Annotated in this window: 15 protein-coding genes; 10 read left to right on the forward strand and 5 right to left on the reverse strand. The window is 70.4% G+C overall.

Annotated features, from left to right (window positions below):
- Positions 1 to 118 precede the first annotated feature (118 nt).
- The gene (locus ACIRRY_RS12945) at positions 119 to 946 is read left to right on the forward strand and encodes a DeoR/GlpR family DNA-binding transcription regulator (RefSeq protein WP_403971444.1); all 828 of its coding nucleotides are present in this window, start codon (positions 119 to 121) and stop codon (positions 944 to 946) included.
- A gap of 66 nt (positions 947 to 1012) precedes the next feature.
- Positions 1013 to 1483 (forward strand): SRPBCC family protein, encoded by a 471-nt coding sequence (locus ACIRRY_RS12950; RefSeq protein ID WP_403971446.1) that lies wholly within the window; start codon positions 1013 to 1015, stop codon positions 1481 to 1483.
- Between the two features lie 125 nt (positions 1484 to 1608).
- Here ACIRRY_RS12950 and ACIRRY_RS12955 read toward each other — a convergent pair whose 3' ends face one another.
- The gene (locus ACIRRY_RS12955; protein ID WP_403971448.1) at positions 1609 to 2730 is read right to left on the reverse strand and encodes a PLP-dependent cysteine synthase family protein; all 1122 of its coding nucleotides are present in this window, start codon (positions 2728 to 2730) and stop codon (positions 1609 to 1611) included.
- A gap of 362 nt (positions 2731 to 3092) precedes the next feature.
- Here ACIRRY_RS12955 and ACIRRY_RS12960 point away from each other — a divergent pair, with 362 nt between their 5' ends.
- Both ACIRRY_RS12960 and ACIRRY_RS12965 read left to right on the forward strand, forming a co-directional pair.
- Positions 3093 to 3416, forward strand: a complete 324-nt coding sequence (locus ACIRRY_RS12960; RefSeq protein ID WP_019058105.1) for a hypothetical protein — start codon at positions 3093 to 3095, stop codon at positions 3414 to 3416.
- A gap of 231 nt (positions 3417 to 3647) precedes the next feature.
- The gene (locus ACIRRY_RS12965; RefSeq protein ID WP_403971450.1) at positions 3648 to 4202 is read left to right on the forward strand and encodes an ATP-binding protein; all 555 of its coding nucleotides are present in this window, start codon (positions 3648 to 3650) and stop codon (positions 4200 to 4202) included.
- A 199-nt stretch (positions 4203 to 4401) separates the two neighbouring features.
- Here ACIRRY_RS12965 and ACIRRY_RS12970 read toward each other — a convergent pair whose 3' ends face one another.
- Genes ACIRRY_RS12970 through ACIRRY_RS12980 form a run of 3 tightly spaced genes read right to left on the reverse strand, consistent with a single transcriptional unit; the run spans position 4402 to position 8008 of the window.
- Positions 4402 to 6963 (reverse strand): ABC transporter permease, encoded by a 2562-nt coding sequence (locus tag ACIRRY_RS12970; RefSeq protein WP_403971452.1) that lies wholly within the window; start codon positions 6961 to 6963, stop codon positions 4402 to 4404.
- Positions 6960 to 7709 (reverse strand): ABC transporter ATP-binding protein, encoded by a 750-nt coding sequence (locus ACIRRY_RS12975; protein ID WP_403971454.1) that lies wholly within the window; start codon positions 7707 to 7709, stop codon positions 6960 to 6962. Before ACIRRY_RS12975 ends, ACIRRY_RS12970 begins: the two co-directional genes overlap by 4 nt.
- Positions 7706 to 8008 carry an SHOCT domain-containing protein gene (locus ACIRRY_RS12980; protein ID WP_403971456.1) on the reverse strand — a complete coding sequence of 101 codons (303 nt, stop codon included), beginning with the start codon at positions 8006 to 8008 and terminating at the stop codon, positions 7706 to 7708. The genes ACIRRY_RS12975 and ACIRRY_RS12980 overlap by 4 nt, the downstream gene beginning before the upstream one ends.
- Before the next feature lie 234 nt (positions 8009 to 8242).
- On the opposite strand from ACIRRY_RS12980, the gene ACIRRY_RS12985 reads away from it, so the two are divergent.
- From ACIRRY_RS12985 to ACIRRY_RS13010, 6 genes are all read left to right on the forward strand, one after another.
- The gene (locus ACIRRY_RS12985; protein WP_403971458.1) at positions 8243 to 8836 is read left to right on the forward strand and encodes a TetR/AcrR family transcriptional regulator; all 594 of its coding nucleotides are present in this window, start codon (positions 8243 to 8245) and stop codon (positions 8834 to 8836) included.
- Between the two features lie 12 nt (positions 8837 to 8848).
- Positions 8849 to 9244, forward strand: a complete 396-nt coding sequence (locus ACIRRY_RS12990) for a cupin domain-containing protein (RefSeq protein ID WP_403971460.1) — start codon at positions 8849 to 8851, stop codon at positions 9242 to 9244.
- An 11-nt stretch (positions 9245 to 9255) separates the two neighbouring features.
- Complete coding sequence (locus ACIRRY_RS12995) at positions 9256 to 9843, forward strand: DUF4865 family protein (RefSeq protein WP_403971462.1); 588 nt, start codon at positions 9256 to 9258, stop codon at positions 9841 to 9843.
- Positions 9840 to 10757: a phosphotriesterase gene (locus tag ACIRRY_RS13000; RefSeq protein WP_403971464.1), complete on the forward strand. Its 918-nt coding sequence runs from the start codon at positions 9840 to 9842 to the stop codon at positions 10755 to 10757. The genes ACIRRY_RS12995 and ACIRRY_RS13000 overlap by 4 nt, the downstream gene beginning before the upstream one ends.
- 129 nt (positions 10758 to 10886) lie before the next feature.
- Complete coding sequence (locus tag ACIRRY_RS13005) at positions 10887 to 11897, forward strand: permease (protein ID WP_403971466.1); 1011 nt, start codon at positions 10887 to 10889, stop codon at positions 11895 to 11897.
- A complete protein-coding gene (locus tag ACIRRY_RS13010) occupies positions 11894 to 12709 on the forward strand; it encodes a TIGR03943 family putative permease subunit (RefSeq protein WP_403971468.1) in 816 nt (271 codons plus the stop codon). Before ACIRRY_RS13005 ends, ACIRRY_RS13010 begins: the two co-directional genes overlap by 4 nt.
- Before the next feature lie 29 nt (positions 12710 to 12738).
- On the opposite strand, the gene ACIRRY_RS13015 is transcribed toward ACIRRY_RS13010, so the two are convergent.
- Entirely contained in the window at positions 12739 to 14208 is a 1470-nt protein-coding gene (locus ACIRRY_RS13015; RefSeq protein WP_403971470.1) for a ketol-acid reductoisomerase, read from the reverse strand.
- Positions 14209 to 14263 lie beyond the last annotated feature (55 nt).

Consider the following 14263-nt stretch of genomic DNA (forward strand, 5'->3'; position numbering starts at 1 on the left):
TGCTTGCGGGGGCGTGCGAGGATTGGGGCGTCCACGCACCGCAGCCGGGGAGAATGTCCTGGTCGGGGCGGGCACGCTGGGCAGTCTGACGGGTTGCGGCGAAAGGACCGGAGCGTACGTGAGTGAGAATCAGAACCTCCTCGCGGAGCAGCGGCGCGCCCTGATCCTCGACGAGGTCCGGCGCCGCGGTGGCGTCCGCGTCAACGAACTGACCCGCAAGCTCGGCGTGTCGGACATGACCGTCCGCCGCGATCTCGACGCGCTGGCCCGCCAGGGCGTCCTGGAGAAGGTGCACGGCGGAGCGGTCCCGGTCGTCGAGGCGAGCACCCACGAGCCGGGATTCGAGGCGAAGTCGGGCCTGGAGCTGACCGCCAAGGAGGACATCGCGCGGACCGCCGCCGAGTTGGTGGCGCCGGGCACGGCGATCGCGCTCTCGGGCGGTACGACGACCTACGCGCTCGCCCACCATCTCCTTGAGGTCCCCGATCTCACCGTGGTCACCAACTCGGTGCGGGTGGCGGACGTGTTCCACGCGGCGCAGCGCACCTCCGGTCAGCGGCAGGGCGCGGCCACGGTTGTCCTGACCGGTGGAGTGCGCACCCCCTCCGACTCGTTGGTGGGCCCGGTGGCCGACCAGGCGATCGCCGCGCTCCATTTCGACATGCTCTTCCTCGGCGTGCACGGCATATCGGTCGAGGCCGGTCTGTCGACCCCGAACCTCGCGGAGGCCGAGACCAACCGCCGGCTCGTACAGTCCGCTCGGCGGGTCGTGGTCGTCGCCGACCACACCAAGTGGGGGACGGTGGGCCTGAGTTCGTTCGCCGCGCTGGAACAGGTCGACACGCTGGTGACGGACGCGGGGCTGCCGGCCGAGGCGCGGGCGGACATCTCCGAGCATGTACGGCTCGTGGTCGCGGGCGAACTCACTGACGGGGCAGACATCTGACGTCCCGTCAGCTAGGGTGACGCCCTCCCCCGACCCGAACTGCCGTTGCGTAGCGGAGGTTTGACCATGGCTCACCGTCTGCGTCCGGTGGGAATCGACTTCGTCGAGACCGCCCCCGTACGACTCGTCTTCGCGCGGGAGGTCGCCGCGTCGCCGGAGGCGGTGTTCCGAGCACTGGCCGAGGACGTGGCCGGCTGGAGCGAGTGGTTCTCGGCGGTGACGGCCGCGCGGCCGACCGGGGACGGGGCGGGGCGGGAGGTTCGGCTGCGGGGTGGGACGCGGTTCGACGAGACCGTGTTGGTGGCCAAGTCGCCTGAGACGTATGCGTATCGCGTCGATGCGACGAACGCGCCGGGCGCTCGCGCGCTGGTCGAGGAGTGGCGGTTGGCTCCTGCTGGGGATGGGACTCGGGTTCAGTGGACGTTCGCCGCGGATGGGGGTGCGGCGTTCAGGGGTGTACTGCGGTTGGCGCGGCCCGGGTTGGGGCGGGCGTTCAAGGACGCGGTGGTGGCGTTGGACCGGCGGTTGGTGCGCTAGGTGCCGTGGTGCGTCTTTTGCCTGCGGGTCCGTTGTGGCTGGTCGCGCCCCGCGGCGGAGCCGCAATCTGACACAGCCCCGCGCCCCTGAAGGGGCGCCCCGCTCAAGCGGCGTTCAGCAGTTCACTATCGCCATACCCCAGTCGCCAGTAGCGAATTGATCGCCTTGCTGTACGGGGTGATGTCCAGGCCCTGTTCCGCCAGCCATGCGTCCGAGTAGTACTTGTCCAGGTAGCGGTCGCCCGGGTCGCACAACAGGGTTACTACGCTGCCTTGTTGGTCTGTTGCGACCATCTCGGCGATGATTTTGAGGGCGCTCCACAGGCCGGTGCCGGTGGAGCCGCCCGCCTTGCGGCCGATGGCTTGTTCCAGGGCTCGTACGGCGGCGACGCTGGCCGCGTCCGGGACCTTCATCATGCGGTCGATCGCGCCGGGGACGAAGCTCGGTTCCATCCGGGGGCGGCCGATGCCCTCGATACGGGAGCCGCAGTCACGGGTGACGTCCGGATCGCCGGTGGTCCAGCCCTCGAAGAAACAGGAGTTCTCCGGGTCGGCGACACAGACGCGGGTGTCGTGCTGCATGTAGTGGACATAGCGCGCGAGGGTCGCCGAGGTCCCGCCGGTACCGGCCGTGGCGACGATCCACGCGGGCTCCGGAAAACGCTCCAACTCCAGTTGGCGGAAAATGGATTCGGCGATGTTGTTGTTGCCGCGCCAGTCCGTGGCCCGTTCCGCGTAGGTGAACTGGTCCATGTAGTGACCGCCGGTCTCCACCGCGAGGGCGGCCGACTCCTCGTACATCTTGCGCGGGTCGTCCACGAAGTGGCACTGCCCGCCGTGGAATTCGATCAGGCGGATCTTCTCCGCGCTGGTCGTGCGCGGCATGACCGCGATGAAGGGGACCCCGATCAACTTGGCGAAGTACGCCTCCGAGACCGCCGTAGAACCGCTGGACGCCTCGATCACCGGGCGCGTGGGCCGGATCCAGCCGTTGCAGAGGCCGTAGAGGAAGAGGGAGCGGGCCAGGCGGTGTTTGAGGCTGCCGGTCGGGTGGGTCGACTCGTCCTTCAGATACAGGTCGATGCCCCAGCGCTCGGGGAGCGGGAAGCGCAGCAGGTGGGTGTCCGCCGAGCGGTTGGCGTCGGCCTGGACCTTGCGGACGGCTTCTTTCAGCCAGCTCCGGTAGGCGGCGTCACTGCGGTCGACGTCGAGGGTGGCACCGGTCAGGGCCTGTGGGGTGGTGCTCACGGCGGGGCTCCTTACGCATTGCGCCGACGGCGTCTCGCGCGGCCGACATATCGATCATAGGCACCTTCCGCACGCTTCCCACCTGCATAAACAGTCCTTTGGGCGGATCAAAGGCGAGCCTGGGGCGTGGGTGAGGCGGGCTGGTGACGGGTGTTCGGCGCGTCTTCGGCGGGCCTGCGGTGAGCCTTCGAAGGGGCTCGGGGGCGCACTCGGGCGAGTGCTCCGGGTACTCACCGTGACCGGTTCGTACGTACTGGTGCTCGACGCCCTCGGCGGGCAGACTGCAGCGGAGCGGGACGAACGTCCTGAACGGGGGCGCACACTGGATCACCAGATGTCCTGGAGCAAGGGGGCGGGGAAGCATGGCGGAGCCGGAGTTCACGGCCACGGGCGTGCGGATCGGGAAGCGGCTGCGTTCGCTCACCCGGGCCGGACAGGTCCGGATCAATGACGGCAGGCTGGAGTTGCTCACCAGTTACGGCAGCGAGATCGACAGCGCGCCGGTGCAGGCGGTGCGGGCGTCGAAACCCTGGTTCGCCCCTGAGGACCGGGCACTGGCCGACCTCAACGGCAACAGGTACCTGTTGACCCTCGGCGAGCACGACCCCGCGCCCGGGCAGCCGGGTCCGCCCGCGGCACGCCGGTTCATCGAGGCCGTGCGCAAGGCGGCGGGGCGCGGCGGCTGATCCGGGGCGCGGTCCGGAGAGCGGCTGATTCGCGTAACGCAGGACCACTGGCCGGCCGCGAGTTGCGAGACCGCGGCCCCTGAGTCACTCTGGTCTCACGTCACTCTGGGTTTACCGGCGATAACGCTGCGAACCAGCCCGCCGGACACAACAGCAGGCGGCCGTTCTCTCGACCACCCTGCTGGATCCGAACTCCGTGTTCTTCCGGACCTCAGTCGGGGAGTCGCAGCCGTGATCAGTCACCCAAGCAGGCACTGCGCGGTGGAGCTCCAAGCCCTGCCGTCGCGGATCGGCCAGGTCCGCAGAATCGTATCTGCGCAATTGCGCTACTGGCATCTGGACCCTCTGATAGACCGGGCCGCGCTCGGTGTCACAGAGCTCCTGACCAACGTCCACCGGCACGCCCAGCCCGACAAGACGTGCGTCGTCGAGATCGAGGTGCGCCTCGACCAGCTCATGGTCTCCGTGCGCGACCACGATCCCCGGCTTCCGGTCGTCGGCGACATCGACGAGGTCTCGCCCACGGCGACCTGTGGGCGTGGGCTCGCGATGGTCGCGGCGGTGAGCGAGAACTGGGGGGTACGGCCGGACGGCGAGTCCGGCAAGGTCGTGTGGTTCACGCTCACCGCGCCTACGCCCACGCCGGCGACTGCGGGGGTGGCGGCTCGGCCACCGCGGCGTGCGGCTGCGGAGAAGCCTGCGCACCGGTTTGTTGCCGAGGTCGAGATCCCCGTCGACGACCGACGGGCCCAGCACGCTCCCGCCCGGTCCGCCGTTGCCGGTTGATCGGGCGGTGATTGGTGTTTCTGGGGGGGGCGGCTTGGTTGGCGGGTAAGTGCGGTGCGGTTGGGCGGTGTTGAACGCCGTCAGGCTGTGACTGGGGCGGTGGTGAACGCCGTCGGGTCATTGCTGGGCTGGTGTTGAACGCCATCAGGCCGTCACTGGGCCGGTGTTAGCCGGTTACCCTCGCGCACCTCCTGTTCGATCACTCGGTGGCAATCGCCCTCAGTACGTCCAGCCGTGCCGCCCGTCGCGCTGGGCGCAAGCCCGCAAGTGCCCCGGCTGCTACGCCTACCAGCGCCACCACGACGAGTTGTACGGGTGGGATCGCGAAGGCGAAAGCGCTGTCGCTCGCGCCGTCCGAGGCCCTGACCAGGACCCACCCCAGGAAGGCGCCCAGAGCCAGACCCCCTACCGTGCCGAAGGCGGCGAGCAGGACCGACTCCCAGCGGACCATGGCCCGGAGTTGGGAACGGGTCTGGCCCACCGCCCTCAACAGGCCCAGTTCTCGGGTGCGTTCGTGGATCGCCAGGGTCAGTGTGTTGGCGATACCCAGGAGGGCGATCAGGACCGCCAGGGCGAGCAGGGCGTAGACGAGGGTCAGCATCATGTCGATGCCGCCGGCCGAGGACTGGGCGTATTCGTGGCGGGTCTGGACCTCGGGGTTGCCGTAGCGGGCTGCGATCTTCTGGACCGCTGCCTTGCCCGTGGCCGTGCTCACGCCGTTCTTGAAGGAGACGGCGACCAGTGTGTCGGAGTCCTGGGTGCGGTGTGGGGCCCAGGCGGCGCGGGTGATGACGTAGTCGCCGGCGAGTTCGGAGCGGCCGTAGACCGCGCGGACCGTGAAGGTCTCCTTCTTGCCGTCGGTGAAGGCCAGTTGGGCCTTGCTGCCGATGGTGAGGTGCTGGCGGGTGGCCTCTGTCCTGGTGATGGCTATGCCGTCGGGGCCCAGGTCGCGGAGGGAGCCCTGGACGCTGCCCAGGTCGAAGGTTCGGGCCAGGGCTGTGGGGTTCGTGACCGTCAACGCCCTTCCCTTGCCGTCCACCTCGGCTACTCCGCGCCCCAGTCCCACTGCCGTGTCCACCTCGGGCAACTGGCTTATCGCCCCGGCCAGTTGGGGGCTCAGTCCGCTGCCGCCCGCGCCGAAGGACGGGGTGCTGACGGCTACGTCACCCGCGAAGGACCGGGACACCGTCTGGTCCATCGTCGCCTTCAACGAGGCGCCGAAGACGGTGAACAGCGACACCACGGCCACCCCGATCATCAGCGCGCTCGCGGTCGCGGCCGTCCGGCGGGGGCTGCGCAGGGCGTTGCGCCTCGCGAGGCCGCCGGTGACACCGCGGAGTCGGTCGAGGGGGCTGCCGAGTACGCGTACCGCCGTGGAGGAGGCCACTGGACCCAGGACGATGAAGGCCACCAGGGCCAGCACAGCGCCAAGTCCCGCCAGGAGCAAGGACGGTGAGATCAGGACGCCGGTGAAGGTGGCCGCGACCGCGAGGACCGCGAGGGTTCCACCGGTCACCGCTCGGGCGCGGGACGCGCCGGACTGGTCCACCATCGTCTCGCGCAGCGCGGCCAGGGGTGCGGTGCGGCCGGCTCGGACGGCGGGCATGAGGGCGGAGCCCACGCAGACGACGATGCCTACGGCCAGCGGTAGGACCATGGAGAGGGTCCGGATCACCAAGTCGCCCTCGGGGAAAGGGAATCCGATGGCCGGGAACAGGAGCTTCAGTCCGGCCGCGATCCCGATGCCGCCCGCGAGTCCGGCCGCCGAAGCGGTCACCGCGACGACACTCGCCTCGGCGACGGTCGCCGCCGTCACCTGGCGGCGGGAGGCACCGATGGCTCGCAACAGGGCGTTCTCGCGGGTGCGTTGGGCGATGACGATCGCGAAGGTGTTGTGGATGGAGAAGGTCGCGACCAGCAGGGCGATGCCGGAGAACACCAGCAGGAACGTGGTGAAGATGGTGAGGAACTGGGACGAGATCATGTCCGTGTTCTCTTGCGCCGACTGTTGACCCGTGATCGCCTCAACTCCCTCGGGAAGGTGGGGAGTCAGGCGGTCGACCAGTTGGCGTTGGCTGATGCCGGGGCCGGCGCGCACGCTGATGGTCGACGCCTGGCCCGGCCTCGCGGTGAGGTACTTCTCGGCGTCGGCCTGCGTCATTCCGGTGAACGTCACCTGGGCCATGCCGTCCTCGCCGCCGAAGGTCGCGAGGCCGACGATCGTCACCTTGACGGGGTCGGGGGTGCGCAGGGTCGTCGTGTCGCCGAGCTTCAAGTGGCCCTTGTCGGCGGCGCCTTGGTTGACCACGACCTCGCCGGACCTGGCCGGGGCGCGCCCCTCGGCGAGTCGGTACGGATTGAGTTTCGGGTCGGTGATCCAGTTGCCTGCGAGGGTGGGCGGGCCCTTGCCGCCGATGGCCTCGCCGTTGGAGCCGACGAGTTGGCCCGCGCCTTGAATGCCGGGGGCGGCGGCCGCTACGCCGGGGACCTGGTCGAGGGCCCGCACCAGGGCCGTGCTCACCGGTTGCCGCACGCCCTGGCTCTCGCCCGGTGTCGTGATGGCGTCGGCGCTGCGCACCACGGCGTCCGTGCCGCTGGTCGCCTCGCCGAACATCGTGTCGAAGTTGGCGCGAAGTGTGTCGCCCATGACGAGAGTTCCGGCGAGGAAAGCGACCCCGAGGAACACGGCGAGGAACGTACCGGCGAAGCGCCTTTTGTGGGCCCGCAGGGAGGACATGCTCAGGCGTAGGGACGCGTTCACGACCTCACCTCGAAGGCCTTGAGACGGTCCAACACCTTGTCGGCCGTGGGGGCTTGAATACGGTCCACCAGGCGGCCGTCGGCGAGGAAGACGACCTCGTCCGCGTGGGCCGCGGCCACCGGGTCGTGGGTGACCATCACGACCGTGCGGTCCGTCTGACGTACGGCGCGGCCGAGCAGGCCGAGGACCTCGCCGCCGGAGCGGGAGTCCAGGTTGCCGGTCGGTTCGTCGGCGAAGACGACCTCGGGGCGGCCCGCGAACGCCCTTGCCACGGCGACGCGTTGCTGCTGGCCGCCGGAGAGTTCCGAGGGGCGGTGGTGGAGTCGGTCGCGGAGGCCGACGATGTCGATGAGCTCGTCGATCCAGTCGTGATCGCCTCTGGCTCCGGAGAGGTCGAGGGGGAGGGTGATGTTCTCGGCGACGGTCAGGGTCGGGATCAGGTTGAAGGCCTGGAAGACGAAGCCGACGCGGTCTCGGCGCAGGAGGGTGAGGCGCCGGTCGTCGAGGGAGCCGAGTTCCGTGTCGCCGATGTGGGCGGTGCCGGAGGTGAGGGTGTCGAGTCCGGCCGCACAGTGCATCAAGGTCGATTTGCCGGAACCCGAAGGGCCCATGATCGCGGTGAAGCGGCCGGCCGGGAAGTCGACGCTCACCCCGTCCAGGGCGCGTACGGCGGTGTCGCCGACGCCGTAGACCTTCACGGCGTCGACGACCCGCGCGGCCGTGCGGGTGGTGGTCGCGGTGGTCATGCCGGGCCGCCTCCCTTGCCGACCCGGCCGAACTGCTCGTCCAGGACGGACAGGCGGCGCCAGTACTCGTCCTCGTCGATCTCGCCGGAGGCGAAGCGGCGGCCGAGGACGGCCAGTGGGGAGTCACCGGTGGGGCGGGGGTCGGCCATCGCGGGCCACGGTCCGCCGCGCCCGCGTCCGCGCCAGGCGGTGCGGCGCAGGACCGTCACCACGCCGATCACCACGGCCGCCCAGATCAGCGGGAAGAACAGGATCCACGGGCCGGGGCCGCCGCCGTTCCAGTTCGCCAGAGTCTGCATGTCGATTCATCTCCAAGGAGCCTTGAGCCCTCGATGGGCTTTCTCGCCGCGCTGTCCTGCTGTGACGTCTTGTTGTGACGTCTTGCTGTGATGTACCGAGACTGGCTCCGAGGAGGGGCGCGGGTCGTCGTACGGCCAGCGGCAGTGTGTGTACCTCCCGGGGAGTACGAGGGGTCGTTCCGGCTGCTCCCTGCGCCCTCGACTTCTGTAACTACTAGTATGTACAGTGGCCGCATGAGCACCCCGGAGCGACTGATCGAGTCCACTCGCGAGCTGTTGTGGGAGCGCGGCTACGTCGGCACCAGCCCCAAGGCGATCCTGGAGCGGGCGGGCGCCGGGCAGGGCAGCATGTACCACCACTTCAAGGGCAAGCCGGAGCTGGCCCTTGCGGCGATCCGGCGGACGGCCGAGGAGTTGGCGGCCACCGCCGTGGGGGTGCTCGACGGGCCGGGAACGCCGTACGAGCGGATCGAGGCGTATCTGCGGCGCGAGCGCGATGTGTTGCGCGGGTGTCCGGTCGGGCGGCTGACGATGGATCCGGACGTGATCGCGAGCGCCGAGCTGCGCGAGCCGGTGGACGCGGCGCTCGACGCGATCCGTGAGCGGCTCGCCGGAATCGTCGAAGAGGGCAAGGAACAGGGCCAGTTCGGGCCGGAGCTGGACGGCGAGGAGATCGCCGCGACGATCCTCGCGACCGTGCAGGGCGGTTATGTGCTGGCCCGCGCTTCCGGGTCACCGGGCGCCTTCGACGCGGGCGTCCGGGGACTGCTCACCCTCCTCTCCCCCATGTCTCCCACCTCTCCCATGTCTTCCATGTCCTCCCGATAGGAGTCCAGGTTCGTGCGGATCACCAGGAAACACCCCGACACCCGGCAGGGTCCGGCGGAGAACTTCACCGGCACGGTGTGGCTCGACGAGCTCGCCGCGCCCGAACCGCCTTCCCGGATACGGGTGTTCAGCGTGCACTTCACGCCGGGCGCGCACACGGCATGGCACACGCACCCGCACGGCCAGGTCCTGCATGTGACCGAGGGCGAGGGGCTGGTGCAGCGCAAAGGGGGTGCCGTCGAGTCGATCCGGGCGGGCGACACCGTGTGGATAGAACCGGACGAGTGGCACTGGCACGGTGCCGCGCCGCGCACGTTCATGACACACCTCGCGGTCGTCGAGGCCGCCGAGGACGGCACCACCGCCTGCTGGTACGAGCATGTCGACCCCGCGAACTACCCGTCCTGAGGAGGCACTTGATGCACGCCATGCAGTACGGACTGACCCTGCCCGGCGATTACGACATGGACGTCATCCGGGGCCGGGTCGCGCGGGTCGGGCATCTGCTCGACGACTGGGACGGGCTCGGCTTCAAGGTGTATCTGCTGCGTGAGCGCGGGGTGCACGGTTCGCCGGTCAACCAGTACGCGCCGTTCTATCTGTGGAACACGGTGGAGGGCATGAACCGCTTCCTCTGGGGCGGCGCCTTCCAGCGGCTCGTCGACGACTTCGGGCGGCCCGAGGTGGCGCAGTGGACGGGCCTTGCCTACGAGGAGGGCGGCAGTGCCGGTTCGCCCGCCGCCTCTGTCGCCGTACGCCGGCGTCAACGGATCCCGGAGGGTGGGGAGTTGAGCGCGGTCATGGAGGAGGCGGTGGACGAGACCCGGCGGCTGGCCGGGGAGGATGGTGCGGTGTTCGCGGCGGCGGCCGTCGATCCGCACAGGTGGGAGCTGGTCCACTTCTCGCTCTGGGAGCACGATGCGCCCAAGGCCGACGGAGATGTCTTCCAGGTGCTGCATGTCTCGGCGCCGGGGCGGGACGCGTTGCCGCGCGGTCGGCAGTGGTGAGTGGCGTCGGCGTCGTCCGTACGGTGCTGGGGGATGTGGACCCCGGGGAGCTGGGGGTGTGCGACGCGCACGACCATCTCTTCCTCCGCAGCCCTCGACTCCCGGGCCAGGAACTGGAGGACGCCTCGGCCGCGCGGGCCGAGCTGGCCGCGTTCCGGGCCGTGGGCGGGGGCAGCGTCATGCAGTGGACGCCGTACGGGATGGGGCGGCGGGTCGCTGATCTGCCGTCGCTGTCCCGCTCCACGGGGGTGCATGTGGTCTGCGCGACCGGGTTGCACCAAGCGGCGCACTACAGCCCGGAGTTGCTGGCGAGCCTGCGGGGCGGGCTGGCCGGGACCTTCGTCGCCGAACTCACGGAAGGCGTCGGCCCGTCCGGGGTACGCGCCGGTTTCATCAAGGTCGCGGGCGGCTTCCACGGCCTCGACGCCCATGCCCGCTGGACGATGACCGCCGCGGCCGAGGCCCACCGCGCGACGGGCGCGCCGATCGCCGTCCATCTGGAGCTGGGCACGGGCGCGCTCGACGTACTCGACCTGCTCTGCGGTGAGTTGGGAGTCGAACCGCACCGGGTGATCCTCGGCCACCTCAACCGCTCCCCCGATCCCGTGGTCCACCGACAGGCAGCCGTGGCGGGCGCCTACCTGGCCTTCGACGGCCCGTCCCGCGCCCACCACGCCACGGACTGGCACATGCCGGACGCGGTCCGCGCCCTTGCCGACGCGGACTTCGGCGACCGCCTGCTGCTCGGCGGCGACACGGTGGTCGCCGGCGCGCGCTCGGTGGACGGCGGCCCGGGAATGCCGTATCTGCTGCGACGGGTGGGGCCACGGCTCGCGGTGGAGCTGGGCGAGGAGCTGGTGGGGCGCGTGTTCAGGGAGAACCCGGCGCGGGCGTTCGCCGTGGAGTGGCGTTGAGGGCAGTCGTCGGAAAGGCCTGCTCCCCTGTGTCGAAGTGACCCACCGCACTCGCTCCCCGGAGCCGGTCGCCGAAGGCTGACGGGAGCCCGATATGTTCGACGCGGACATCGAACATGTGGAGCTCGTGTGCAGACGACAGTGGAGCCGCCCAGAGCGGCGGAGGCGGACGTCGTGGCGGCCGGGTGGCCCAGGTCGTGGCCGCTGCTGTTGCTGGGGGCGGCTGTCGTTCCCGGGCTCCTGCTCTTCTCCGTCGGGCGGTGGCTGGACTCGCCGGCCGTGCAGGCGTGGCGGACCGTGTGTCTCGCCATCACCACGCAGGCGCTGCCCTTCCTGCTGTTGGGTACCGCGCTGTCGGGCGCGATCAACGCGTTCGTCCCGGCGCGGGTGTTCACGAAGGTGCTGCCCAAGCGGGCCGCGTTCGCCGTGCCGGTCGCCGGGATGGCGGGAGTCGTGCTGCCGGGCTGCGAGTGCGCGTCGGTGCCGGTCGCGAACAGTCTGATCGGGCGTGGGGTCACCCCGGCCGCCGCGTTCGCGTTCCTGCTCTCCGCGCCTGCGATCAACCCCGTCGTCCTCACCGCCACCGCGATCGCGTTTCCCGCCAGCCCGATCATGGTGCTGGCCCGGCTGCTCGCCTCGCTCGCGACCGCCGTGGTGATGGGCTGGCTGTGGCTCTGGCTGGGGCGTGAGGAGTGGCTGCGGCCGGTCGCGCGCCACACCGGACACGAGCCGGGGCACAGCCGCTTCACGGAGTTCCGCACCGGCTTCCAGCACGACTTCCTGCACGCGGGTGGGTTTCTGGTCGTCGGGGCCATGGCGGCGGCGACCTTCAACGTCGCCGTACCGCGCTCCATACTCGACACCTTCGCCGGTTCGCCCTGGCTCTCCGTGCTGTTCCTGGCCGCGCTCGCGATCATCCTCGCGGTCTGCTCCGAGGCCGACGCCTTCGTGGCGTCCTCGCTCACGGGCTTCTCCCCCACCGCACGGCTCGCTTTCATGGTGGTCGGCCCCATGGTGGACCTGAAGCTGATCGCCCTCCAGGCGGGCACGTTCGGCAGGGCCTTCGCGGCCCGCTTCTCCGCCGCCACGACGGTCGTCGCGGTGCTGTCCAGCGCGCTGATCGGAGCCGTACTGCTGTGAGACGCCCTCTCCAGGTGACCCTGCTCGTCCTCAGCGGCCTGGGCCTGCTGCACGCCTCGCTCTTCACCGACCTGTGCCTGCGCTACGTCAAGGCGAGCATGCGCCCGATGCTCGTCGTCTCCGGGTTCCTGCTGATCCTGCTCGGCATCGCGGAGGCATGGTCACGGTCACGGCAGCACCCGGGCGCGGACGACGACCACATGGACCACCACCACATGGACCCCGGCCACATGGACCCCGGCCACACAGGTCACGACCACACCGAACCCGCCGAAGAACACGTGGGCCACAACCACTCCAAGGTGCCCCGCGTCGCCTGGCTGCTCTTCCTCCCCGCCCTCAGCCTCCTCTTCTACGCCCCACCCGCCCTCGGCGCCTACACCGCCTCCCGCGCCGCCCCCAAGGCCGTCGCCCAGCAGGACTCCTTCGACCCGCTGCCCGCGACCTCACCGCTGCCGATGACCCTCACCGACTTCACCACGCGCGTGCAGCAGGACCGCAAGGGGGTGATCAAGGGCCGCACCGTCCAGATGACCGGGTTCGTCACGCCCGACAAGGGCACCACCTACTGGGATCTGACCCGGATCATGATCTCGTGCTGCGCTGCGGACGCCCAGTCCATCAAGGTGCGGGTGTACGGCATCCCCGCCCTGGCCGCCAACACCTGGGTGACGATCACCGGGACCTGGCACGCGAGCGGAACCCTGGGCACGAGTTCCGCCACGGCCGCGCTCGACGGCGTCACCGTCGAGAAGGTCGCCAAGCCGGTGAACGCCTACCAGGACGCCCTGCCGTTCCCGACCTCGCGCTGAGCCTGAGCCTGAGCCGGTCAACGGGTTCGTCAGACCACCGAGATGTCCACGGACGGCCGCAGTTTCGCCGCCGCGGCCAGGGCCTCGTGCATGGGGTGGGTGTCGAAGGCCGCCAACAGGGCCTCGTTCGAAGGGAGTTCGGAGGCCGGGTAGGCGATCTGCTCGTAGGCCGCCTGGAATCGCGGTCCCCAACGGCGGGCGCCCAGACGGGCCGTGCGGGAGCAGTTGTCGACCATGTAGGCCACGTCCCGTGCGTGCATGTAGGGCAGCAGGGAGTCGACCGCCTCGATGACGGACTCGTTGACGATCTCCGACCAGGGGTGGCCGCGCTCGGCGAACTCGTCGATCTGCGCGGTCATCGTCGCCACGAACACTCCGGCGGTGAACGGCTCGACGGGCAGGGCCCGTTCGGCCCGGCGCGCCCGCACCTCCGCTCCCGCTGCCCACATCGGCGAACCGCCGATCCCGCTCATCTCCCGTGCGCCGAGCCGCCGTTCGGCCAGGACGACGCTGCGCAGCTCGGTGCCGTCGGCGACCTCGTCGTAGATCTCGGCGACGATCTCGCGGGCGGGGCCGTAGGTCGCCGAGTACGCGCGGTCGAAGACCTCCCGTCCGGCCGGGTCCAACTCCTCGCGGACGGCGCGGAGTCCGGCCTGGGAGATGGTGCGGGCGATGGGTCCGGTGACGTTCTCGCAGGAGCGCTCGTACGCGGTCACCGCGTCGTCGCCGGCCAGCCGGTGGCGCGTGTAGAGGCTCTCGACGATGCCGTGGACGGCACCGAGCAGGATGGCGCGTTCGCCGACGATGTCGGAGCGGTACTCGCTCTCCAGGGTGGTACGGAAGGTGTACGGCGAGCCGAGCGCGACCGACCAGCCGAGCGCACGGTCCGTGGCGTGTCCGTCGGGGTCGGCGTGGACGGCGTAACTGCTGTTGATCCCTGCGCCGTTGATCTCCGCGCCCTGCTCGTAGAGCCGGCGCACGGAGTCGCCCATGCCCTTGGGGCAGACGGCGATGACGCCGTGTCCGGGCGGGAACTCCCCACCCGTTTCCCGGAGATGGCCGAGCAGGAAGCCGTGCGAGAGACCGATGGTGGCGCCGGGCCCGAGGGCCGCGAAGATCTCCTCGTGGTGGGCTGCGAGGGCCGCGTCGGCGATGAGGAGGATCACCAGGTCGCTGTCGGCGGTGACGGCGAGCCAGTCGCCCAGCGTGCCGTCCTCCTCGGTGAAGCCGTGGGAGCGGGCGTCGGCCGCGGACGCCGAGCCGGGGCGCAGGCCGACGCTCACCCGGATGTCCGTACCGGCGAGGGAGTCGCGCAGGTTGCGGGCCTGGGCGCGGCCCTGCGGTCCCCAGCCGATGACGCAGATGCGGCGGACGCCGGCGAAGGCCTGCGGGAGCAGCGGGAAGAGGTGCCGGCCGCCGCGCAGGATGGTCTCCGTGCCGCCGGGCACGTCCATCGTTTCGAGGGCGAAGACGGCGGAGGTGTACGTGGTCGAGGTCATGGTGGAGTTGTAGGCTCCGGGCGGGTGTTGCGGCAAGCGCAACCTTCGCAGCGGC

It is taken from the genome of Streptomyces sp. NPDC101776, from assembly GCF_044766845.1.
GTDB lineage: Bacteria > Actinomycetota > Actinomycetes > Streptomycetales > Streptomycetaceae > Streptomyces.

Excerpts from the sequence above, each read along its gene's own strand:
- ACIRRY_RS12975 (WP_403971454.1), bottom strand. The coding sequence starts at position 7,709 with ATGACCACCGCGACCACCACCCGCACGGCCGCGCGGGTCGTCGACGCC.
- ACIRRY_RS12960 (WP_019058105.1), top strand. The coding sequence starts at position 3,093 with ATGGCGGAGCCGGAGTTCACGGCCACGGGCGTGCGGATCGGGAAGCGG.
- ACIRRY_RS12995 (WP_403971462.1), top strand. The coding sequence starts at position 9,256 with ATGCACGCCATGCAGTACGGACTGACCCTGCCCGGCGATTACGACATG.
- ACIRRY_RS13015 (WP_403971470.1), bottom strand. The coding sequence starts at position 14,208 with ATGACCTCGACCACGTACACCTCCGCCGTCTTCGCCCTCGAAACGATG.
- ACIRRY_RS12985 (WP_403971458.1), top strand. The coding sequence starts at position 8,243 with ATGAGCACCCCGGAGCGACTGATCGAGTCCACTCGCGAGCTGTTGTGG.
- ACIRRY_RS12950 (WP_403971446.1), top strand. The coding sequence starts at position 1,013 with ATGGCTCACCGTCTGCGTCCGGTGGGAATCGACTTCGTCGAGACCGCC.
- ACIRRY_RS12980 (WP_403971456.1), bottom strand. The coding sequence starts at position 8,008 with ATGCAGACTCTGGCGAACTGGAACGGCGGCGGCCCCGGCCCGTGGATC.